The following is a 20,815-nucleotide window of genomic DNA, read 5'->3' on the forward strand; positions in this document are numbered from 1 at the left end:
CGGTGCGTCAGCTCGCGCTGCCGTACAGCGCGCGGACGCGGGGCTTGAGGAGCTTTCCGGAGGCGGTGCGCGGCAGTTCGTCCGCCACCACCACCGACTTGGGAATCTTGTACTTGGCCAACTGCCCGGCGAGCGCGGTAAGTACCTCGGCCGGGTCGAGGGCGCAGCCCTCCCGGGCGACGACGACGGCACGGGGCACCTCGCCCCACCGCTCGTCCGGTACGCCGATCACGGCGCACTCCGCGACGCCGGGATGGGCGAGCAGGGCGTTCTCGACCTCGGCGGGGTAGACGTTCTCGCCGCCCGAGATGATCATGTCCTTGAGGCGGTCGACGACGGTGACATAGCCGTCTGCGTCGACGCGGGCCGCGTCACCGGTGCGGAACCAGCCGTCGGCGAACGCGGCGGCGCTCTCCTCGGGCAGGCCCCAGTAGCCGGGCATCACGTTCGGGCCGCGCACCAGCACCTCGCCGGTCTCGCCGATGCCGGCCGTCGTCAGGTCGGGCCGCACCACCCGTACGTCGGTGAAGAAGTGCGGCACCCCGGCCGAGCCCGCCTTGCTCACGGCGTGCTCGCCGTCCAGGAAGAGCGCACCGGGCGCTGCCTCGGTCATGCCGTACCCCTGCTGGAAGGTCAGCCCGCGCTCCTGGTACGCGGCGATCAGCGGCCCGGACACGGGGGAGCCGCCGCAGGTGAGGATGCGCAGCGAGGACAGGTCGGCGGCCGGCCAGCGCGGGCTGCGCGCGATCCGTTCGTACATCGTGGGCACGCCGAACATGAACGTGATCCGGTGCTCGGCGATCAGGTCGAAGGTGGCCTCGGCATCGAAGGACTCCACCAGGACGCAGGTGCCGCCCTTGAGGAGGACCGGCAGGGTGAGCATGTTCAGCCCGGCGGTGTGGAACAGCGGCGCGGAGACCAGTGCCACCTCGTCCGCGGTCAGGTCGGTGTCGACCAGGACGTTGAGCGCGTTCCAGGTGAGATTGGCGTGCGTGAGCATCGCGCCCTTCGGGCGGCCCGTCGTGCCCGAGGTGTACATGATGATGCACACGTCGTCGCCGCTGACCGGCTCGTCGAGCGGTTCGGCGGTGGCGTCGGCGATCAACTCCTCGTACTCCGGCCCCACTTCGACGTACATCCGTACGCTGCCGGCCTGGTCCCGCAGCCCGTCGACGAGTCCGGCGTGGGTGGGGGAGTGCACCAGTGTGACGGCGCCCGAGTCGGTGAGCTGGTACGCGATCTCGGGCCCGGCCAGCCGGGTGTTGAGCGGTACGAAGACCGCGCCCAGCGCGCCCGCGGCGAAGAAGGTCTCCAGGAAGGCCGGGTGGTTGGGGCCGAGATAGGCGATCCGGTCGCCGCGCCGGACGCCGGCCGCGCGCAGCGCGCGGGCCAGCCGGGTGGTGCGGTCGTGCAGTTCGGCGTAGGTGGTCGCCGTGCCTTCGTGGCGGACGGCGGTGCGGTGCGGGGTCTTGCGGGCCCGGCGGGCGGGCCACGACCCCAGTCCCTCGTTGCGCACAGCGGCTCTCCTTGGGTCCTTTTGGGGGCCTTGCCGTGGGGTGCTTGCTGTGGGTCAGGCGAGCCCGAGCAGCCGGGCGGCGTTGTCCTTGAGGATCTTCGGCCGGACCGCGTCCTTGATCTCCAGCTTCGCGAAGTCCGCGAGCCAGCGGTCCGGCGTGAGCACGGGATAGTCGGACCCGAAGAGCACCTTGTCCTTGAGCAGTGTGTTGGCGTACTGCACGAGCTGCGGCGGGAAGTACTTCGGCGACCAGCCCGACAGATCGATGTGCACCCCGGGCTTGTGCGTGGCCACGGCCAGCGCCTCGTCCTGCCAGGGGAACGACGGGTGCGCGAGGATGATCTTCAAGTGCGGGAAGTCGGCCGCCACGTCGTCGACGTGCAGCGGGTTGGAGTACTTCAGCCGGATGCCGCCGCCGCCCGGAACCCCCGCGCCGATGCCGGTCTGCCCGGTGTGAAAGAGGGCGATCGCCCCGGTCTCCTCGATGACCTCGTACAGGTCGTAGGCGAGCCGGTCATTGGGGAAGAACGCCTGGATGCTCGGGTGGAACTTGAAGCCGCGTACGCCGTACTCCTCGACCAGCCGCCGCGCCTGCTTCACCGCCGCCTTGCCGCGGTGCGGGTCGAGCGAGGCGAAGGGGATCAGTACATCGGCGTTCTCGGCGGCGGCCTCGGCGACCTCCTCATTCGGCACCGGCTCGGTGCCGGTCGCGGACTCCGCGTCCACGGTGAAGACGACGGCGGCCATCTTCCGCTCGCGGTAGTACGCGGCGATCTCCGGCAGCGTCGGCTTCCGGTTGCCCTCGATCTTGAAGTACGCGCTGGAGGCGTCGGCGAGGTCGTCGTCGAGGGACGCCTGGCCCTTGCTGGAGACCTCGGCGTGCGTGTGCACGTCGATGGCCACCAGCTCGTCCACGTTCATCGCGCTGGTTGCCATGGCTCACGCCTCCGGGACGACGGGGGCGGGGATGCCCACGGTCTGCGGCTCGCGGCCCACGCTGGTGTGCCAGGCGGCCGCGACGGTCTCCGGGCGCCAGCCGCCGTCCGCGTACGCCACGGACACCTCCTGCGGGTGCGACCACAGCGTGAGCTTGTCGCCGCCGATGCCGACGCACTGGCCGGTGACGTCCTTCGCCGCGTCCGAGGCGAGGAACGGCACCAGCGCCGCGCAGTCCTCGGCCGTGCCGAAGCCCTCGCCCTTGCGCAGGAACTCCGGCAGTGGCTCGCCGCGCCGCATGGCCTCGATGTACGGCGCGAACGCCGGGATCGTCTCCGTCATCGCGGTCGCCGCGACCGGCACGATCGCGTTGACCGTGACCCCGGCCCGGGCCAGCTCCATCGACCAGGTACGGGTCATGGCGGCGATGCCGGCCTTCGCGGCGGCGTAGTTGGTCTGGCCGAAGTTGCCGCGCTGCCCGGCGGGCGAGCCGACCAGGATCAGCCGGCCGCCCTCACCCTGCTCCCGCATCCGCGCGGCGGCGGCCCGTGCGCAGGTGAAGGTGCCCTTCAGGTGGGTGGTGACGACGGCGTCGAAGTCCTCGTCGGTCATCTTCCACAGCACGCGGTCCCGCAGGATGCCCGCGTTGGTCACCATCACGTCCAGTCGGCCGAACTCCTCGACGGCGCGAGCCACCAGCCGGTCGGCGGCCTCGGTGGTGCCGACGGCGACGGCCTCGGCGACGGCCCGGCCGCCGGCCTCGGTGATCGTCTTGGCGGCCTCCTCGGCCACGGCCTCGTCGAGGTCGTTGACCACGACGGACGCGCCGGCCGCGGCGAGCGCCGAGGCGTACGCGAAGCCCAGGCCGCGGCCGGAACCGGTCACGACGGCGACCTTGCCGGTGAGGTCGACGGGGGAGTGGGCAGTGGGTTCGGACACGGCAAATCCTCTCAACAGGCGCATAGCGCTGGGGAGTTGGATGGCATAGGGGAGGCGAGCCGGGCTGTTCGCTCGGCTTCCGGCCTCGCCGTGACCGAAGCTAAGACCAATCGTTGTCGACGTCAATGGTTGTCTTCGTAATCGAAAATGCGGCATGCTGAGTGCGCTGGTGAGATGGAGAGCCGGAGAGACCGCCCCGCACCCGGGGCACCGAACAGGGAGCACGCCACCGATGACCGCCCACGGAACGCCCACCGACCAGGCCCCGCATCCACGGCCCGTCGACGCCGACGAACCGTGGATGCGGGGCCTGCACGCCGACACCGGGTATCTGCTCTACCGGCTCGGCCTGCGCTCGGGGCAGCTCTTCAACGCCGCCCTCCAGGAATCCGGCCTCCGGCTGCGGCACTACGCGCTGCTGCGCTACCTCGCCACCGTCGAGGGCGCGCCGCAGCGGGACCTGAGCGAGCGCCTCGGTTACGACCCGAGCGCCATCGTCGGCCTCGTCGACGACCTCGAACGCCTCCACCTCGTCGAGCGCCGCCCGGCCCCCGCCGACCGGCGCCGCCGCATCGTCGTACTGGCCGAGGCCGGCCGGACATACCTCCGCGACACGGACGAGGCCAGCCACCGCGTCACGGACGAACTGACTGGCCCGCTCTCGGAGGAGGAACGGGAAACGCTGCACGCACTGCTGCTGCGAGTGGCACAGACGGATCGCGGGTGACCGCGGGGGCGGCCTTACAGGCGGGGTTCTAACCCACGAACTTCAGGGTGGCGGTGCCCTTCTGCGAAGGCACTCCGTCGTCGCTGCAAGCGGCCAGGTCCAGCGCGGGTAGAACCACCACGCGAGTGGCCTTGCCGCCCGCTCCCAGGCCGTCGGTGACGTCACCGACCGACGTGACCGTGGTGGTGCCATCGCCCGCGCGCACGACATTGGTGACGGAGAACTTGACGGTACTGGTCTTCTTACCGGCGTCCCAGATGTACTGGATCTCATCGGTGCGGCCCGGCTCTGCGGTCAGCAGGCAGCTCGCCTTCTCTTTGAACGATGCTGTGCCCTCACCGCCGCGGATGCCGTCCGGCGACGAGGCGCAGTGATCGTAGTTCTCCGCGACCGTGGCGGTAAGCGTCTGCTCCTTATTTTTCATTGCGGGGCTGTACGAGGCGGTCTGTTCGCCCTCGCAGGTAAGGAGAGTGGAGTCGCCATGAGCCGAGGGAGCCAGGAACATTGCCCCGGCGGTCATACCGAGCAGTGCTGCCGTACAGCGCGCGAACATGCGCATGAAACCATCCTTGTGTCGGTCGATCGGCTGTCCCGGAACGACGAGCACAGCCAACCCAAGCGACACCGGATGAGCCCGACAACACAGCATCGAACGGCTGCACATGAACCAGCCACAGGCGCACGCACCACACGCACCAACGCCCTGGCAGGCATGTCACCGCCGGGCCCACTCGCCTCTTCGAGGCGTCCGAGTCCCCTTCACTCACACCAGTGAACCGGCGCGGTGGTTCAGGTCGGCGGCTCAGGTCAGGGGGATGCGCGCGAAGCGTCCCGCGATGTGCAGGTCCGCTTCGATGGCGGCGACCGTTGTGCGCAGTTCGGGGAGTACGTGCGTGACGCACTCCTCGGCGGTTCGGCGGACGGTGTGCATGGCGACGTTCACGGCCGCGACGACCTCGCCCGTGCCGTTGCGCACCGGTACGGCGATCGAGCGGAGGCCCTCCTCCAGCTCCTCCTCCACCAGGGCGTATCCCTGGTCGGCGACCTGGTCCAGGAGCGTGGCGAGCGCGTCGGGGGCGGTGACCGTCCGCGGGGTCAGCGGGCGCGTTTCGTTGCGGGTGAGCCGCGCGTGCCGTTCGGCGGGCGGCAGTCCTGCCAGCATCACGCGGCCCAGCGCGGTGGCGTAGGCGGGCAGCCGGGTGCCGACGGTGATGTTGACGCTCATCACGCGGGTGGTGGCGACCCGCGCCGTGTACCGGATGTCGTCGCCGTCGAGCGCGGCGAGGGACGCCGAGTCGTGCACCCGGGCGGCGAGGGCGGCCAGGTGCGGCGCTGCGATCTGGGGGAGCGAGGTGCGGGAGAGCGGCGGGTAGCCGAGCGCCAGGACGCGCGGGGTGAGCCGGAAGGTACGCCCTTGGGAGGCCACGTACCCCAGGTGCTCCAGGGTGATCAGGGCGCGCCGGGCCGTGGCCCGGGCCAGCCCGGTCGCCTCGGCGGCCGCTGACAGCGTCAGCTCGGCGCGCCCCTCGCCGAAGGCGGTCACTACGGTCAGGCCGCGGGCCAGCGATTCGATGAACTCCCGGCCCAGCTCCTGCTTGGAGGCGGCGGTCCAGGCGGCGAGCGGCTGCTCGGCGGGCTCCGCGGCGGGCGCGTCCGCGACGGCGTCCGCGGCCCGCGGCGCCTCCGCCGCCTGCCGCAACTCCCGCTCCATCGCGGCCACCGTCTCCCGCAGCCGGGGCAGCAGCGTGTCGCGCAGGGACGCGGCGCTGTGCCTGCTCGTGTGGCTCACCACGCTCGCGGCGCACGCGATCGAGCCGTCCGGGGCGCGTACCGGTACGGACAGCGCCACCAGCCCCGGCTCGATCAACTGGTCGTCCAGCGCCCACCCCTGCTCGCGCGCCTCCCGGGTGCGCTCCTCGAAGAGCTCGCCGTCCGCCGGCCGGCCGGGAGCCCGCGGCGGTACGGCCGGGAAGCCGCGGTCCTCCGGGTCGGCGGCCCGCCGCTCCCGCCAGCACACCCACTCCGCCTCGGTCCACTCCGCGGCGAACAGCGCACCCGGCGCGGTGCGCTCGGCCGGCAGCAGGTCACCGATGCGGAAGCTGAGAGACATCGCGCGCCGCCGGGTCGCCTGGTGCAGAAAGCGGATGCCGTCCCGGTCGGGGACCGCGAGGGACACCGACTCGTCCAGCGCGTCGGCGAGCGCGTCGGCGTGCCCGCCGAGCAGCCCCGGCAGCCGCAGCGCGTCGAGGTAGGCGTTGCCCAGTGCCATGACGCGCGGGGTGAGCACGGCGTCCCGGCCGTCCAGGCGCACGAAGCCCATCCGGGCGAGGGTCGCGGTCACCCGGTCGACGGTGGAGCGGGCGAGACCGGTGGCGCGCTCCAGCTCGCTCAGGCTCAGCGTGCCGTCGGCGTCGGTGAGCCGCCGCAGCACGGCGATGCCGCGCATCAGAGGCGTGACGGCCTCGGCCGGTGCCCCGGTGGCGGCGGGCGGCGTCGTGGTGTCGGTCGGTGGCATCGGCTCTCCGTTGTGGATTTCCAGTACACCGTAATCGCCCGTGGTCAAGCCGTTGACAGGCGTACGGAGCGAGCGCAGACTCATGGCCACGCATTCGTGAACATTATTTCACTACGCGAACATCCACTACAAGAGCGGTACTCGAACCGGTGCCGCACCGTCCTCGACGACGAGGAGACATCACATGCACACCACCGTCGGGATCATCGGCGGCGGCCCCTCCGGCCTGCTGCTCGCCCGTCTGCTGCACACCGCCGGCATCGACAGCGTCCTGCTGGAGCGCCGCGACCGCGCGTACGTGGAGCAGCGCCAGCGCGCGGGCATCCTGGAGCAGGCCACCGTGGACGCGCTGCGGGCCTGCGGCGCCGGGGCGCGGCTGGACGCCGAGGGCATGGTCCACGACGGCATCGAGCTGCGCTTCGACCGGCGCGCCCACCGCGTCGACTTCCCGTCGCTCGCCGACGGGCGCCGGGTGACCGTGTATGCCCAGACCGAGGTCGTCAAGGACCTCATCGCGCTCCAGCTCGCCGAGGGCGGCCCGCTGCTCTTCGAGGCGGACGTGCACGCGGTGGAGGGCGCCGACACCGACCGCCCGCTGATCCGCTACACCCACGAGGGCCAGGAACAGACCCTCACCTGCGACTACGTCGTCGGCTGCGACGGCTTCCACGGAGTGGCGCGGAACGCCGTACCGGAGCACTTGCGCACCACGTACGAGCGCGTCTACCCGTACTCCTGGCTCGGCATCCTCGCCGACGCGCCGCCCGCCGCCGACGAGCTGATCTACGCCCACTCCGACCGCGGCTTCGCGCTCGCCAGCATGCGCTCCCCGTCCGTCAGCCGGCACTACCTCCAGGTCCCCAACGGCACCGACCCCGCCGACTGGCCCGACGACCGCATCTGGGACGAGCTCGACGCCCGCTTCGCCCTCGACGCCGACCCCGGTTGGCGGCTCAAGCGCGGCCCCGTCACCGCCAAGTCGGTCCTCCCGATGCGCAGCCACGTCACCGAACCGATGGCGTACGGCCGGGTCCTGCTGGCCGGCGACGCCGCGCACATCGTGCCGCCCACCGGCGCCAAGGGCCTCAACCTCGCCGCCGCCGACGTCATCGTCCTGGCCCGAGCCCTGACCCACTGGCACACGACCGGCTCGACAGACCTCCTGGAGTCCTACTCCGACACCTGCCTGCGCCGCGTCTGGCGCGCGGAACACTTCTCGTACTTCATGACCACCACCCTGCACACCGCCCCCGACCAGCCCCCCTTCGAGACCCGCCTGCAGCTCTCCCAGCTCGACCGCATCGCGACCTCCCATCACGCCGCCGCCGAACTGGCCGAGAACTACACCGGCCTGCCGCTGGCCACGGAGCCGCCGGCCTGAGCCGCGCCGTGGCCCCCGGCCTCCTTCGCCCATTCGGCCGGGGGCCGGGATGATCGGTGCCGCTGTGACGGGTACTCCGTACATCCGGACGGAAAGGCGTCCCGGACGGAAAGGACAGTCATGGCACGCGCGGCACTCTTCGACGTCGACGGCACGCTCGCGGACAGTAATTACCTGCATGTCACGGCCTGGTGGGAGGCGTTCCGGCAGCGTGGCCACCACGTACCGATGAACGCCATCCACCACGCGCTCGGGCGCCCGTCGGGCGATCTGATCGCCCACGTGCTGGGGGAGGACCGGGACGCGAGCCAGGACGCGGAGATCAACGCCGCGCACAAGACGCTGTACGCGACGTACTTCGAGCGGCTGCCCGCGCTGGAGGCCGCGGGCGATCTGCTGCGCGCCCTGGTGGCACGCGGCTGGCGGAACGTCCTGGTCACCTCGGCCGGCGGGCACGAGCTGGGCGCGCTGCGCCGGGCCATCGACGCCGACGACGCCATCATGGACACCGCGAGCGCGGACGACGTCAGCGAGGGGAAGCCCGCGCCCGAGCCGGTGGAGCACGCCCGGGAGCTGGCCGGGGTGGCGACGGAGCGGGCGGTGTTCGTCGGGGACTCGGTGTGGGACATGCAGGCGGCGACCCGGGCCGGGGTCGCCGCGGTCGCCCTGTTGTGCGGCGGCATCCCGCGGGCCGACCTGGAGAAGGCCGGGGCCTCGGAGGTGTACGCGGATCCGGCCGATCTGCTGGCCCGGCTCGACGACAGCCTCTTCGCCCGGGTGGAGGCGGAGGACTGAGTCCGCCGCCGCTCTGAGGCGAGGCGGAAACATCCCGTGATGCCGGATATGAGTTGGCGCACGATGATGAGTTGAGGCCCGCTCGGCGGGGCACCCGTGGAATCTCGTGCAGCCCCCGGAAGGACAGTCCCGGGAAGGATGGAACGGAGCGTTATGACCCGGAAGAACGAGCAGGGCGAGAACGGGCGCAGCGCCGCCAAGGGCGCGGGCCGGGGCGACCCCCGGGACCGGGACACGGCGGCGAAGGAAGTGCTCGCCGAGTTCGAGGACGCCGAGACGCGCGTCGCCGGACCCGACGAGCGGCGGCACGTGGCCGGCGAGAGCGGGGACCCCCTGACCACCAGCCTGGACGCCCAGGAGTCCCTCGACGAGGCCGGCCGCGCCGAGGCAGGTACCGACCCGGATCAGCGGGACCAGCGACCCCCACGCGCGAAGCGGCAGAAGGCCGCGCGGCCGGAGGAGGACTGAGCGCTGTGGCTGTGCCCTTGTCGGCCCTGTCGTCCCTGTCCGACAGCACCGTGCCCCTGCTCCTGGAGGGGTACGCATGGCTGCCCGACCGCCGGCGCCGCAACGGCGGCGCGCCGGTCCGCACCCGGCTGCTGGGAAAGCCGGCGATCGCACTGCACGGCACGGATGCCGTGCGGTTCTTCTACGACGAGAGCCACATCCACCGCCGTGACGCGCTGCCGGGCCCGGTGCTCGACACGCTCTTCGGCCGCGGTGCGGTGCACACCCTCGACGGCGACCGCCACCGGGTGCGCAAGGCCCTCTTCGTCCACCTGCTCAAGGACGAGCAAGGCATCGCCGACCTGACCGAGCGCGTGGCCGCAGAGTGGCAGCGGGCCCGCGCCGACTGGTCCGGCAGCCCCCGGGTCGTCCTCTTCGACGCCTTCGCGCTGCTGCTCACCCGCGCGGTCTGCGACTGGGCGGGCATCGCGCTCGACGACGACGGCGCGCAGGAGATGGCCGACGACCTGGTGGCGATGGTGGACGGCTTCGCGACGCCGGGGCCGCGCCACTGGCGGGCCCGCCGCGCGCGCAGCCGCCAGGAGGAGCGCCTGGCACGCCGCATCGAGGACATCCGGCGGGCCGGCCCCGAGCACGAGGCGTCGGGTCGGCCGATCGGTACGGCGCTGACGGAGGTGGTCCGGCACCTGGAGGCCGACGGCGCCCCGCTCGACGCGCACACGGCCGCCGTGGAGGTGCTCAACGTCATCCGGCCGACCGTCGCGGTCGCCTGGTTCCTCACCTTCGCCGCGCACGCCCTGCACCGCTGGCCCGAGCACCGCGCGCCGCTCGCCAAGGGCGACGCCGCCTACGCCCGGGGCTTCGCCCACGAGGTACGCCGCTTCTACCCCTTCGTACCGTTCCTCGGCGGGCTGGCCGCGCGCGATCTGGAGTGGCGCGGCGAGCGCATCGGGGCGGGCACGATGGTCCTGCTCGACGTCTACGGGCAGAACCACGACCCCGACCTGTGGCCGAGCCCGTACACCTTCGACCCCACGCGCTTCACGGACGCCGAGCCGGGCCGCGACGACCTCATCCCGCAGGGCGGCGGCGAGGTCTCCAACGGCCACCGCTGCCCGGGCGAGGACATCGTGCTCGCACTGCTCCAGACCCTCGTACCGCTCCTGGCGCGGCTGGAGTACCGCGTGCCGGAGCAGGACCTGACGGTGCCACTGCACCGCATCCCTTCGACGGTACGCGGCGGGTTCGTCGTCACCGGCGTCAGCTGACCGGCGACCCGTGCAGGCGGCAGCCATGGCGTCGTACGTCTCGAAGTTCGACCGGGAGCCGGGGCTCGCGCCCGAGGCCCGGTTCCCGGTGATCGCGCTCGCGTCCTCGGCCGGCGGGCTCAACGCGCTGTTCCAGGTGCTCGGGCCGCTGCCCGCCGATCTGCCGGCGGCCGTCCTGGTGGCCCAGCACCAGCAGCCCGACCGTCCCAACAGGCTGCCGCAGCTCCTCGACGCACGCTGCCGGCTGACGGTCCGCTCCGCCCGTGACGGGGACACGATGGAGCGGGGCACCGTACTGGTCACCCCGCCCGGCTACCACCTGCTGGTGGTCAGCGACAACCGCATCGGACTGATCGCCGTCGGCGAGCGCGCGGTGCCGCCCCGGCCGACGGCGGACATGATGCTGGCGACCCTGGCCGTCACCTGCGGGCCGCGGGCGCTGGCGGTGGTCCTCACCGGCGTCGGCACGGACGCCCAGTCCGGCATCCGCGCGATCACCTGCTGCGGCGGCCGGGCCCTCGCCCAGGACGAGGTGACGTCGGCGCACTTCGGGATGCCGGCCGCGGCGATCAGCACCGGCGAGGTGGACAAGGTGCTGCCGCTGACGGAGATCGCCAAGGAGATCCACAGCCATGTGACCACGGCGGCCGGGGGAAGAGCCGAGGAGGGACCGGACAGCGGCAGCGAGGCGTGCTGACCGCCGTACGGGGCCGCTGTTGTCAGGCGGCCTGCGACGGCTCCTCCCGCACCACTTCCGACGGCCTCTTGTCGTCCCGCAGGCCCAGGAACCGCGGGTGGCGCAGCATCCCGTCCCGGGTCCACTCGGTGAAGCCGACCTCGGCGACCAGCTCGGGGCGCACCCAGTGCGCGGCCCGTTCCCGTACCGGATCGACGAACGGGGAACGGGCCCGCTCCCGCTCGTCCAGGAGACCGCGGATGCGGTGCAGCGCGGCCTGGTCGTAGCCGGTGCCGACCTTGCCCGCGTAGCGCAGCGCACCGTCCGCGTAGTAACCCAGTAGCAGCGCGCCGAACCCGACGCGGCTGCCGGCCGGCTCGGTGAAGCCGCCGATGACGAACTCCTGGCCGCGTGCGCACTTCAGCTTCAGCCAGTCGGAGGAGCGGCGCGGTACGTAGGGGCCATCGGCGCGCTTGGCGATCAGCCCCTCCCAGCCCCGCTCGCAGGCGTCGGCCAGCCGCTGCGGGCCGCCCTCGTTGCGGTGCGGGGTGAAGCGCAGCGGGGAGACGAAGCGCAGGCTGCGGCGGAGCAGGGACTTGCGGGTGCGCAGTGGCAGCCGGGTGAGGTCCTTGCCGTCCAGCCGCAGCAGGTCGAAAACGTAGTACGTCACCGCCACCGAGCTGGCGCGGGCCTGCGCGGGGTCGGTGATGCCCATCCGCTGCTGGAGCCGGGAGAACTCGGTGCGGCCCTGCGAGAAGGCGACGATCTCGCCGTCCACGGCGAAGTCCCGGGCGGTCTGGGCGGTCAGCGCGTCCGCGATCTCGGGGTACGTGTCGTTCATGGGGCGGCCGGTACGGGACAGCAGCCGGGTGCGGGTACCGTCGCGTACGGCCAGCGCGCGTACGCCGTCGAGCTTCCGCTCGAAGATCCAGCCGTCGTCGAAGTCCCGGCGGTCGGAGAGCACCGCGAGCATGGGGTGGGCCGCCGGCTCCTCGCCCGAAGGGGCGTCGGCCAGCAGCCGCCGTTGTTCGCCGGGCAGCGACTCCAACAGGCCCGCCACGCTCAGTCCTTGTTCTCGTCGGCCTCGTCGGCCGCCACCTGGCTGAGCGTCCGCCCGCTCCGTGCGGACTTGGCCCGGCGTGGGTCCGGTGCGCCGCGCTGCCCGGCCCGCTCGTCGTTCTCCTTCACCAGCAGCCAGGACTCCCGGCCCTCGGACTCCGCCGTGCGGAAGCGGGTGAGCGCATAGCCGCCGCGGAGCTTCTCGCCGTCCATCCAGAACGTGACGTGCCCGTGCTCCAGCCGCTCGGCGAAGGACGCGTCGCGGTCCTTGCGCTTCTTCGGCGGGAGCGGGCGGTACGTGCCCTGGTCCCACACGATCACCGTGCCGCCGCCGTACTCGCCCTTCGGGATCACCCCTTCGAACTCGCGGTACTCCATGGGGTGGTCCTCGGTCGGCATCGCCAGCCGCTTGTCGTGCGGGTCGGTGGAGGGGCCCTTCGGGACGGACCAGGACTTCAGTACGCCGTCGACCTCCAGCCGGAAGTCGAAGTGCATGGTCGAGGCGTCGTGGATCTGCACGACGAAGACCGGGTCGCCGCCGTCGGCGGACGGCGGCCCGGCGGCCTCCTTGCCCCGCGGCTCACGGGTCCGCTCGAAGTCGCGCTTGCCCTGGTACGTCGACAGCCCTCGCTCGCCCTTCACGGCAACCCCTTCCTGCTGGTGGCCGCTGGTGCCACGGCCGCTGGTGTCACTGCAGGTCGCTGCTGTCACTGTCGCGCACCGGCAGGCGCGGCGCACGCGGGAGCGGCGCGGCCGGCGGTCAGACGGAGCGCAGCGCGAAGGAATGGCCTCCGGGGTCCCCGAAGATGCGTACCTTCTCGGTGCCTTCCTTCCGCTCGGACTCCATCGGGTGCCCGCCGTAGTCGATCACCTGGCGTTCCACGTCGTCCATGAGGTCCTTGGGCACCAGCAGGTGCAGATGGGCCTGCTGGGAGTCGTGGGGCCGGGGCCAAGCGGGCGGCGCCGCGCCGTGGTCCCGGCGGAACGCCATCCGCGTCCCCTGGTCACCGGCGATCTCGATGAGCTCGACACCCATCTCCGCCGGCAGCTCGGCGCCGAGCAGCTTCGCGTAGAACTCCGCGACCGGCTCGGGCTCCGCACAGTCCAGGACGAGCACCCCCGCCTCGACGAAGACGGTGGATTTCCCCGGCTCCGCGCTCTCTGTCATCGCGTTCTCTGCCATCACACGCCCCTCCCCAGAACAGACCTGCCCGCCCGGCCACTGCCGGGCGGCGTCGGTCCGAGTAGCCGTATGCGGCGGTTTCATGCCCGGGACGCCAGGGTGGCGTGGTCGGCCGACGAGCCACGACGCCCGTCGGCCGGCCCGTAATCACGGGTCGGCCGACGCATCCGTGTCCTCGTACGAGGACACCTGTTCCTGTTGTCTTGTTCCTGTTGTCTTCCCTTGCCTTGATGTACTGCTTCCTCCCTTCCCAGGCGGCTACGGTTGCTTGCCGCTCCGCGCCGCCGCGCCCACGCAGACCAGCCCGAGCAGGGCCGCCAGGGCGCCGACGATGATGTTGTTCCAGATGACTCCCGCGTCCGGGCTGTTGCCGACGATCCACGGCGACACGATCAGCCACACACCGATGGCGGACATGGCCCAGCTCATGCCGTACATCCGCGCCGGTGTGATGGTGAAACCGAGCGCCAGCAGGCCGATGGCGATACCCAGGATGAGGTTGTGGGTCACCAAGGCGGGCTGGTTCGCCGTGAAGTGGACTGTCCATGGCGAGATGGCGCAGTACAGACCGACAAGGAACACCGGCCCGTCCACGAGCGCCACATCGCGACCGCCGAGCATGCGGGCGTACCTGTCCCGCATCTCGGGCACATCGGGGTGACTGGCGATATCGCCTCTGCTGTGTGAGACGTCTGCCATCAGACTCGTCTCCTTCGTTCTCCGCAGGCCCGGCCGCTGAAATGGCAAGGCACCTGCAAGCCCTATCTTGCGCTTATTTCCTCCTTATGTGTAGTTGGGAGCCCCAGCGGCGCTGCTAGCAGGGGCGCTGGGGTGGCAGGGGTCGGTCGGCGCGGCCGCTGAGAGTGGCGCGGCTGCGGCGGTACAGGCGCCAGGCCGTGGTGTGGAGGGGTTCGCGGAAGGGGGCCACGGGGGCGCCGTGACCCTCGGTCCACTGGCGGAAGAGGTCCGCCGGGGTGTCGGCCGTGACCGTCAGCCGGGCGATGCGGAGCGGGTCGTCGGCGGGCGAGCTGAAGGCGCGCAGGGCCGCCGTGGCCGAGGTCCAGCCCGCCGCGCCGACCGCGCGGCGGACCGTCGGGCTGGAGTAGCCGTGCGGGTAGGAGAACGCGGACACCGGGTGCCCGAGGACATCCTCGATGCGGCGTTTGCAGCCCGCGATCTCGGCACACAGCCGCCGCCGCGGCAGCGTGTCGAGCTGCGCGTGGGTGCGGCTGTGCCCGCCGATCCCGATGCCGTAGGCGTCGAGCGTGCTGACCTGGCGCCAGTTCAGCATCGGGGCCGGCGGCAGCAGGCTGCCGCCGGGGGGCCCGCCCGGCGCGTGCACGGCTCCTGTGGTGAGGTACAGGGTGGCGGGCAGCCCCCGCTCGGTGAGCTGGGGGGCGACCGTCCAGTAGAAGTCCGCGAAACCGTCGTCGAAGGTGAGGACGGCGCACCAGGGCGGCAGCGGCGGACCGCCGCGCAAGGCTCCGACCAGCCGCTCCAGCGGGATCACGGTGCGGCCGCTGTCGATGATGCGGTCGAGCTGTTCGGTGAAGACCCGCGGGGTGACGGTGAAGGGGGCGATCCAGGAGGGCGGGTCATCGGACACCGAGTGGTACAGGAAGACCGGCACCGGGTTCGGGTGCGGGCTCATGACGGGCGCCCGTCCGGGGCGGGAGGCGGCGCCGGGCCCGGTTCCCCCGGGGTGCGGTGGCCCGTCGGTACGGCCGGTTCGTAGGGGTCGATCGGTACGTGTGGGACGGCAGCGGCCGGCGCTCGGCGGAACCCGGCCCGGTCGCCGGGGGTGCCGGTGGCGTGCACCAGAGCGAGCGGGTGCCCGTGCAGCCGCACCCACGCCAACACGCGCCCGTCCAGGTCGTCGGCGCCCGGGCCGGCCGGTGAGCGCGGCTCACCGGTCGGAGCCAGGTCCAGTTCGACGACGCGAACGCGGGTGTCCAGCGAGTAGCGGGCGGCGATCCAGGGGCAGGCCGTCGCGGTACGCCGGCCGAAGCCGTGCATGATGTGCCCCTCCTGAGTGAGGCGAGGGGCCGGCCCGGTACGGGCGGGCACGCCGTCCCTAGGGGGCGGTGGCACGCTTGCGCGGTGCCGGCGGGCGGTCCCGGAGAAACGGGGGCCGCCGGCCGTCGGGCGTGGCCCGGGTGAAGAGGCGGTGGCGGGGCCGACGGGGCCGGCCCGGGCACAGCCTCAGGGTGACGGGGAGGGGCTGGGTGCGGCGGGACATCCCTGCCGCCGGTCCCTCCCGAGCGCCGCGAACGGCGCGGGGACTGGCATGTGCGGTCCGCTGGGGAGCGGTCCGCTCCGTCCTGAGAAAACGGAGCCAGGGCTTCAGATTTGCAGCATCCTCACCGACAGTCAAGGCAAAGCGGATGAATTACCTAAAGTATCGTGAAATGAGCTGGCCTTGGTCACTCGCTGTAGTACTCGGCGTCTTCGTGCGGGGCCGCGCGCCGCAGCTCCTCGGTGATCCGCCGGGTGATCTCGCCGGGGCGCGCGGGACGGCCGAAGTGCCAGCCCTGGCCCCAGTCGCCCCCCATGGCCCGCAGCCGCTCCGCGTCGGCCGCCGTCTCCACGCCCTCCACGGTCACCTTCAGGCCGAGCGCCCGCGCCAGCGAGACCAGCCCCTCGATGACCCGCCAGCTCTGCCGCGCGGCGGCCTCCGGCCGGTGCGTGTCCGCGAGGAACGACCCGGCGATCTTCAGCCCGGAGACCGGGAGTTCGCTGAGGTACCCCAGCGGTGACCAGCCGGTGCCGAAGTCGTCCACCGCGAGCGTGATGCCGGTGTCCGCGAGGCTGCGCAGCGTCGGCATCGAGTCGTCGTCGGTTCGCATCATGGCGCTCTCGGTGATCTCGAGCTGCAGCCGCCTCGGGTCCAGTCCGGTGGAGCGCAGCACCCTGCCGATGTCGGCCGCGAGCCGGGCGTCCCTGGCCTGGTGGACGGAGACGTTGACGTTCACCTGCGGCGCCGCGGGCCCGAACCGGCGCACCCACTCCGCCGCCTGCCCGCACGCCTCCTCCAGGACCCAGCGGCCCAGCCGCATGATCATCCCGGTCTGCTCGGCGGTGGCGATGAAATCGTCCGGGCTCAGCACGCCGAAGTCCGGGTGCCGCCACCGTACGAGCGCCTCCACGGCGGCCAGCGAGCCGTCCGAGAGCGTGCACAGCGGCTGGTAGTCCACGAAGAACTCGCCCCGCTCCAGCGCCGCCGGCATCCGCACCGACATCGCGTAGCGGGTCACCTCGCGCGCGTGGTGGCCCGGGTCGAAGAGCGTCCACCGGCCGCGGCCCGCCTCCTTGGCCCGGTACAGCGTGAGGTCGGCCGCGCGCACCGCGGCCTCCGGCGTGGTCGTGGCCACCGAGCGTTCCAGTACGCCCACGCTGGCCCGCACGGACAGCCGCCGCTCGGCGACCGGGATCGGGGTGGCCAGCGCCGCCAGCGCGGCCTTCGCCACCGTCACGGCGTCCTGCTGCCCCCGGGAGTGCTCCAGCAGCATCACGAACTCGTCGCCGCCCAGCCGCGCCACGAGATGCCCCAGCGGCGTCATCGCGTTCTCCAGCCGCCGCGCCACCGCGACCAGCAGCTCGTCACCGGCCGCGTGCCCCAGGCTGTCGTTGACGAACTTGAAGCCGTCCAGGTCGAGGTAGCAGATCCCGAACCGGGCGTCGGGGAGGGGCGCCCGGAAGAGCCGTTCGAGGCGGTCGATGAAGGCCGCCCGGTTGGGCAGCCCGGTCAGCATGTCGTGGGTGGCCTGGTGGCGCAGCCGCTCCTCCAGCCGGTACCGGTCGGTGATGTCCTCCATCAGCGCCACCTGGTAGCGCGGCACCAGCTCCTCGTCCCGGATCAGCGAGCACGTCAGGTGCGTCCAGACCACTTCGCCGTCCTTCCGGTAGTACGGCTTGGTGCACTCGAAACGCTCCCGCTCGCCCCGGATCAGCTCGTCGTACGCCTGCCAGGTGCCCGGCTCGTCCTCCGGGTGCACCAGATCGGTGATCCGGCGGCCGCGCAGCTCCTCGACGCGGCCGCCGAAGATGTCCAGCAGCGCCCGGTTGACCTCCAGGACATTGCCCTGCAGATCGCCGATGCCGATGCCGATCGGGGCGTTCTCGAACAGCGCGCGGAAGCGGGCCTCGGTCGCCCGCAGGGACCGCTCGGCCATCTGCCGCGCGGTGTCGGCGGCGGCCCGGATCTCCTCCTGGTCCCGCAGCGTCCGCTCGCGCAGCGCCGCCGCCCACCCGGCCGCGAAGGCGCCGGCCACGACGGGCCCGCGGTCCTTCGGCACCGGGTGCGCGTGCAGCAGCTCGACGGCGCGGGCCAGTACCGAGGGGTCGGTGTAGTGCGCGTCGACCAGCAGCGTCCCGGCCTCCTCGGCCGCGACCGTGCACACCGGGTCGCCCTGCCAGGATTGGCGCAGCAGTTCGGCGGTCCGGGCGGTGAGCCGCTGCCGCGCTCCGGGTTGCTCCGTGAGCCCCAGCCCTTCCCGCAGCAGCGCGGCCCAGGACTCCTCGAAGTGTGCGGACGCTCCGCGCTCCGGCTCCGTCACGGGCGACGCCCCACGCCTGCCAGGCCCGTCATCCGTTCCGGGTGCGGCCCCACCGCGTCAGGTGTCTCGGGCCGCCACTCGGGCAGGTACACCACCCCCGGATCGACGAGCTCGAAGCCGTCGAAGTACGCGGTGATCTGCGCCCGCGAGCGCATGGTGAGCGGGGTCCGAGTACGGGCGTACAGCTCCTGGTGCGCGCCGGCCTGGTCGGGGCGGCCCTCCAGCGACGCGTGGGAGAGGGCCAGCGCGCTGCCCGGCGGCAGCGCGTCCCGCAGCGCGGCGACGATGCCGGGCGGGTCCGCCTCGTCCGAGACGAAGTGCAGCACCGCGACCAGCAGCACCGCCACCGGCTCACCCGGATGCAGCAACTCGGCGACGGGGGCCTGGGCGAGCAGTCCGTACGGGTCCCGCACGTCCGCCTCGACGACCTCGACGTGCGGGTCGTCCCGCACCAGCAGCCTGCTGTGCGCGACGGCGACCGGGTCCATGTCGACGTACACCACTCGGGTCTCCGGGTGTACCTCCTGGGCGATCTCGTGCACCGCCCCGAAGGTGGGGATGCCGGAGCCCAGGTCGAGGAAGCGGGTGATGCCCTCCCCGGCCAGATACTGCACCGCGCGGCGCAGGAAAGCCCGGTTGCTCCGCATGATCATCGGCAGATCGGGCCAGAGGGAGATGGCCTGGCGGGCCATCTCGCGGTCGGCGGGGAAGTTGTGCGAGCCGCCCAGGAAGTAGTCGTAGATCCGGGCGGCGTTCGGGCGGTCCAGGTCTGTTCCCGGTGGCACCCACGACGAAGACCGCTGCATCACTGACCCTTTCCGCACCGGGCAGGGAATTCAGCCTCAGAGCTTCACATAATTCTCATATCGGGGCCATGGGCGTGCAAGCGGATGCACTGCCCACCGTGTACGCGTCCAGGCGTCCGCGGCTCGCGAGGTCGGCGGGGCCTCCCGAGAATGGACGGACCATGCCCGGACGCATCGAGGACTACGGGATCGTCGGCGACCTGGAGACGGCCGCCCTGGTCGGCCGGGACGGCTCGGTCGACTGGCTCTGCCTGCCCCGCTTCGACTCACCCGCCGCCTTCGCCGGCCTCCTCGGCACCGACGGGCACGGCCACTGGCGGATCGCCCCGGCCGGCCCGCCCCGGCACTGCACCCGCCGCGGCTACACCGGCGACACCCTGGTCCTGGAGTCGCTCTGGGAGACCCCCGGGGGCACGGTCCGCGTCCTGGACTTCATGCCCCCGCGCGACCGGGCGCCCCGGCTGATCCGCATCGTCGAAGGGCTGTCCGGCGAGGTCCCGATGTACAGCGCGCTGCGACTGCGCTTCAATTACGGCCGGGTCCTGCCGTGGGTGCGCCGCACCGGCCACCACCGCATCGCGACCGCAGGGCCGGACTCGGGCTGGCTGCGCGTGCCGCCCGGCGTGCACACCTTCGGCACCGACGGTGCCACCTGCTCGGAGTTCACCGTCCGGGCCGGCGACCGGGTCCCCTTCGTCCTCACCTGGCAGCCCTCACACGTGCGCAGCGTCCAGGTCACCGACCCCGAGCGCGCCCTCCGGGATACCGCGGAGAGCTGGCAGCGCTGGGCGGCGACCTGCCGGTACGAGGGGGAGTGGCGCCCCGACGTGGTCCGCTCGCTGATCACTCTCAAAGCCCTCGCGTACCGCCCGACCGGCGGCATCGTCGCCGCGCCCACCACCTCGCTGCCCGAGGCCATCGGCGCGCCGCGCAACTGGGACTACCGCTTCTGCTGGCTGCGGGACTCCAGCATGACGCTCTCCGCGCTGCTGCGCGGCGGCTTCCACGAGGAGGCGGCCGCCTGGCGGCGCTGGCTGGTACGCGCCATCGCCGGCGACCCCGCGGACCTGCAGACCCTGTACGGCCTGGCCGGCGAGCGCCGGCTGCCGGAGTCCACAGCGCCCTGGCTGCCCGGTTACGAGGGCTCGGGCCCGGTCCGGCTGGGCAACGCGGCGGTCGACCAGTTCCAACTGGACGTCTACGGCGAGGTGGCCGACACCCTGTACCTCGCCCAGGCCGCCGGCATCCCCATGGAACGCCGGGTCTGGACCCTCTTCCGCACTCTGATGGACGCGCTGGAGCAGCGCTGGCGGGAGCCGGACGAAGGGCTGTGGGAAATGCGCTGCGGCCGCCGCCACTTCGTGCACTCCAAGGTCATGGCGTGGGTGGCCGCCGACCGGGCGGTACGCCTCGCCGAGAAGACGGGCCTGCCCGCGCCCCTCGCGCGCTGGCGGACGCTGCGCGACGCCGTGCACGCCGACGTCTGCGCGCACGGATACGACGCGGACCGCGGCGTCTTCGTCCAGCACTACGGCAGCCGGGAGCTGGACGCCGCCACGCTCTTCATCGTCAAAACCGGCTTCCTGCCCCCGGACGACCCGCGTGTGATCCGTACGGTGGACGCCGTACGCACCGAGCTGGACCACGACGGATTCCTGCGCCGCTACTCGGACGGCGGGCCCGACAGTGGGGCCTGCGAGGGGGTCTCCGGCGACGGGCTGCCCGGTACCGAAGGCGCCTTCCTGGCCTGCTCGTTCTGGCTCGCCGACGCGCTGCTCGCCACCGGCAGGCACGCCGAGGCCCGCGCCCTCTTCGCCCGCACCCTGGCCCTCGGCAACGACCTGGGCCTGTTCGCCGAGGAGTGGGACGGCACGGCCGGCCGCCAACTGGGCAATGTGCCCCAGGCGTTCACCCATGTCGCCCTGGTCAACTCCGCGTTCGACCTCGCGGCGGCCGGCGCGGACCGCAGCGCCATGTGAGGCCGCGCGAG

General features: G+C 72.5%; 20 protein-coding genes. 7 read left to right on the forward strand and 13 right to left on the reverse strand.

The annotated features are described in order from the left end of the window. Positions 1-7 precede the first annotated feature (7 nt). From menE to IG84_RS0114225, 3 genes are read right to left on the reverse strand one after another with little or no spacing between them, the layout of a single operon-like run. Positions 8-1,516 carry an o-succinylbenzoate--CoA ligase gene (gene menE / locus IG84_RS0114215; protein ID WP_031055949.1) on the reverse strand — a complete coding sequence of 503 codons (1,509 nt, stop codon included), beginning with the start codon at positions 1,514-1,516 and terminating at the stop codon, positions 8-10. A gap of 54 nt (positions 1,517-1,570) precedes the next feature. Then, on the reverse strand, positions 1,571-2,437 hold the full coding sequence (locus tag IG84_RS0114220; protein ID WP_031055953.1) for an amidohydrolase family protein: 867 nt from the start codon (positions 2,435-2,437) through the stop codon (positions 1,571-1,573). Positions 2,438-2,455: 18 nt separating this feature from the next. Further along, positions 2,456-3,391, reverse strand: coding sequence for an SDR family NAD(P)-dependent oxidoreductase (locus tag IG84_RS0114225; protein ID WP_031055956.1), 936 nt, complete (start codon positions 3,389-3,391; stop codon positions 2,456-2,458). 232 nt (positions 3,392-3,623) lie between these two features. On the opposite strand from IG84_RS0114225, the gene IG84_RS0114230 reads away from it, so the two are divergent. Beyond that, a complete protein-coding gene (locus IG84_RS0114230) occupies positions 3,624-4,118 on the forward strand; it encodes a MarR family winged helix-turn-helix transcriptional regulator (RefSeq protein ID WP_245659350.1) in 495 nt (164 codons plus the stop codon). A gap of 28 nt (positions 4,119-4,146) precedes the next feature. Here the strand turns inward: IG84_RS0114230 and IG84_RS0114235 are convergent, their stop codons facing one another. Together IG84_RS0114235 and IG84_RS0114240 are read right to left on the reverse strand one after the other, a co-directional pair. Next, positions 4,147-4,677 carry a hypothetical protein gene (locus tag IG84_RS0114235; protein ID WP_031055962.1) on the reverse strand — a complete coding sequence of 177 codons (531 nt, stop codon included), beginning with the start codon at positions 4,675-4,677 and terminating at the stop codon, positions 4,147-4,149. A gap of 243 nt (positions 4,678-4,920) precedes the next feature. Beyond that, positions 4,921-6,633 (reverse strand): IclR family transcriptional regulator domain-containing protein, encoded by a 1,713-nt coding sequence (locus IG84_RS0114240; RefSeq protein ID WP_031055965.1) that lies wholly within the window; start codon positions 6,631-6,633, stop codon positions 4,921-4,923. A gap of 184 nt (positions 6,634-6,817) precedes the next feature. Here IG84_RS0114240 and IG84_RS0114245 point away from each other — a divergent pair, with 184 nt between their 5' ends. The 5 genes from IG84_RS0114245 (at position 6,818) to IG84_RS0114265 (ending at position 11,242) form a co-directional block, all read left to right on the forward strand. Further along, on the forward strand, positions 6,818-8,014 hold the full coding sequence (locus IG84_RS0114245) for a 4-hydroxybenzoate 3-monooxygenase (protein ID WP_031055969.1): 1,197 nt from the start codon (positions 6,818-6,820) through the stop codon (positions 8,012-8,014). 120 nt (positions 8,015-8,134) lie between these two features. Beyond that, complete coding sequence (locus IG84_RS0114250) at positions 8,135-8,809, forward strand: HAD family hydrolase (protein ID WP_031055971.1); 675 nt, start codon at positions 8,135-8,137, stop codon at positions 8,807-8,809. Positions 8,810-8,962: 153 nt separating this feature from the next. After that, positions 8,963-9,277, forward strand: a complete 315-nt coding sequence (locus IG84_RS0114255; RefSeq protein ID WP_031055974.1) for a hypothetical protein — start codon at positions 8,963-8,965, stop codon at positions 9,275-9,277. A 35-nt stretch (positions 9,278-9,312) separates the two neighbouring features. Next, positions 9,313-10,545 carry a cytochrome P450 gene (locus tag IG84_RS0114260; protein WP_031055975.1) on the forward strand — a complete coding sequence of 411 codons (1,233 nt, stop codon included), beginning with the start codon at positions 9,313-9,315 and terminating at the stop codon, positions 10,543-10,545. 25 nt (positions 10,546-10,570) lie between these two features. Beyond that, the gene (locus tag IG84_RS0114265) at positions 10,571-11,242 is read left to right on the forward strand and encodes a chemotaxis protein CheB (protein ID WP_051861706.1); all 672 of its coding nucleotides are present in this window, start codon (positions 10,571-10,573) and stop codon (positions 11,240-11,242) included. Positions 11,243-11,264: 22 nt separating this feature from the next. On the opposite strand, the gene ligD is transcribed toward IG84_RS0114265, so the two are convergent. The 8 genes from ligD to IG84_RS0114305 all read right to left on the reverse strand — a co-directional run bounded on the left by ligD (position 11,265) and on the right by IG84_RS0114305 (position 18,825). Then, positions 11,265-12,281 carry a non-homologous end-joining DNA ligase gene (gene ligD, locus IG84_RS0114270; protein ID WP_031055982.1) on the reverse strand — a complete coding sequence of 339 codons (1,017 nt, stop codon included), beginning with the start codon at positions 12,279-12,281 and terminating at the stop codon, positions 11,265-11,267. A gap of 2 nt (positions 12,282-12,283) precedes the next feature. Continuing rightward, complete coding sequence (locus IG84_RS0114275; protein WP_031055983.1) at positions 12,284-12,922, reverse strand: DNA polymerase ligase N-terminal domain-containing protein; 639 nt, start codon at positions 12,920-12,922, stop codon at positions 12,284-12,286. A gap of 118 nt (positions 12,923-13,040) precedes the next feature. Continuing rightward, complete coding sequence (locus IG84_RS0114280; protein WP_245659351.1) at positions 13,041-13,463, reverse strand: VOC family protein; 423 nt, start codon at positions 13,461-13,463, stop codon at positions 13,041-13,043. Positions 13,464-13,721: 258 nt separating this feature from the next. After that, on the reverse strand, positions 13,722-14,162 hold the full coding sequence (locus IG84_RS0114285) for an SPW repeat protein (RefSeq protein WP_031055986.1): 441 nt from the start codon (positions 14,160-14,162) through the stop codon (positions 13,722-13,724). A gap of 115 nt (positions 14,163-14,277) precedes the next feature. Next, positions 14,278-15,114: a polysaccharide deacetylase family protein gene (locus IG84_RS0114290; protein ID WP_051861707.1), complete on the reverse strand. Its 837-nt coding sequence runs from the start codon at positions 15,112-15,114 to the stop codon at positions 14,278-14,280. Further along, a complete protein-coding gene (locus tag IG84_RS40630) occupies positions 15,111-15,479 on the reverse strand; it encodes a hypothetical protein (RefSeq protein ID WP_031055990.1) in 369 nt (122 codons plus the stop codon). Before IG84_RS40630 ends, IG84_RS0114290 begins: the two co-directional genes overlap by 4 nt. A 407-nt stretch (positions 15,480-15,886) precedes the next feature. Further along, positions 15,887-18,019 (reverse strand): putative bifunctional diguanylate cyclase/phosphodiesterase, encoded by a 2,133-nt coding sequence (locus IG84_RS0114300; RefSeq protein ID WP_063761795.1) that lies wholly within the window; start codon positions 18,017-18,019, stop codon positions 15,887-15,889. Beyond that, positions 18,016-18,825, reverse strand: a complete 810-nt coding sequence (locus IG84_RS0114305) for an SAM-dependent methyltransferase (protein ID WP_031055995.1) — start codon at positions 18,823-18,825, stop codon at positions 18,016-18,018. Before IG84_RS0114305 ends, IG84_RS0114300 begins: the two co-directional genes overlap by 4 nt. A gap of 161 nt (positions 18,826-18,986) precedes the next feature. Here IG84_RS0114305 and IG84_RS0114310 point away from each other — a divergent pair, with 161 nt between their 5' ends. Continuing rightward, positions 18,987-20,804, forward strand: a complete 1,818-nt coding sequence (locus IG84_RS0114310) for a glycoside hydrolase family 15 protein (RefSeq protein ID WP_031055998.1) — start codon at positions 18,987-18,989, stop codon at positions 20,802-20,804. The last annotated feature ends 11 nt before the right edge of the window (positions 20,805-20,815 follow it).

Origin of the sequence: Streptomyces ochraceiscleroticus (assembly GCF_000720485.1) — a bacterium.
Taxonomy (GTDB): domain Bacteria; phylum Actinomycetota; class Actinomycetes; order Streptomycetales; family Streptomycetaceae; genus Streptomyces; species Streptomyces ochraceiscleroticus.

Coding starts and splice junctions, on each gene's coding strand:
- IG84_RS0114220 (WP_031055953.1), bottom strand. CDS start 2,437: ATGAACGTGGACGAGCTGGTGGCCATCGACGTGCACACGCACGCCGAG.
- IG84_RS0114230 (WP_245659350.1), top strand. CDS start 3,624: ATGACCGCCCACGGAACGCCCACCGACCAGGCCCCGCATCCACGGCCC.
- IG84_RS0114235 (WP_031055962.1), bottom strand. CDS start 4,677: ATGCGCATGTTCGCGCGCTGTACGGCAGCACTGCTCGGTATGACCGCC.
- IG84_RS0114240 (WP_031055965.1), bottom strand. CDS start 6,633: ATGCCACCGACCGACACCACGACGCCGCCCGCCGCCACCGGGGCACCG.
- IG84_RS0114245 (WP_031055969.1), top strand. CDS start 6,818: ATGCACACCACCGTCGGGATCATCGGCGGCGGCCCCTCCGGCCTGCTG.
- IG84_RS0114250 (WP_031055971.1), top strand. CDS start 8,135: ATGGCACGCGCGGCACTCTTCGACGTCGACGGCACGCTCGCGGACAGT.
- IG84_RS0114255 (WP_031055974.1), top strand. CDS start 8,963: ATGACCCGGAAGAACGAGCAGGGCGAGAACGGGCGCAGCGCCGCCAAG.
- IG84_RS0114265 (WP_051861706.1), top strand. CDS start 10,571: ATGGCGTCGTACGTCTCGAAGTTCGACCGGGAGCCGGGGCTCGCGCCC.
- IG84_RS0114280 (WP_245659351.1), bottom strand. CDS start 13,463: ATGGCAGAGAACGCGATGACAGAGAGCGCGGAGCCGGGGAAATCCACC.
- IG84_RS0114285 (WP_031055986.1), bottom strand. CDS start 14,162: ATGGCAGACGTCTCACACAGCAGAGGCGATATCGCCAGTCACCCCGAT.
- IG84_RS0114290 (WP_051861707.1), bottom strand. CDS start 15,114: ATGAGCCCGCACCCGAACCCGGTGCCGGTCTTCCTGTACCACTCGGTG.
- IG84_RS40630 (WP_031055990.1), bottom strand. CDS start 15,479: ATGCACGGCTTCGGCCGGCGTACCGCGACGGCCTGCCCCTGGATCGCC.
- IG84_RS0114305 (WP_031055995.1), bottom strand. CDS start 18,825: ATGCAGCGGTCTTCGTCGTGGGTGCCACCGGGAACAGACCTGGACCGC.
- IG84_RS0114310 (WP_031055998.1), top strand. CDS start 18,987: ATGCCCGGACGCATCGAGGACTACGGGATCGTCGGCGACCTGGAGACG.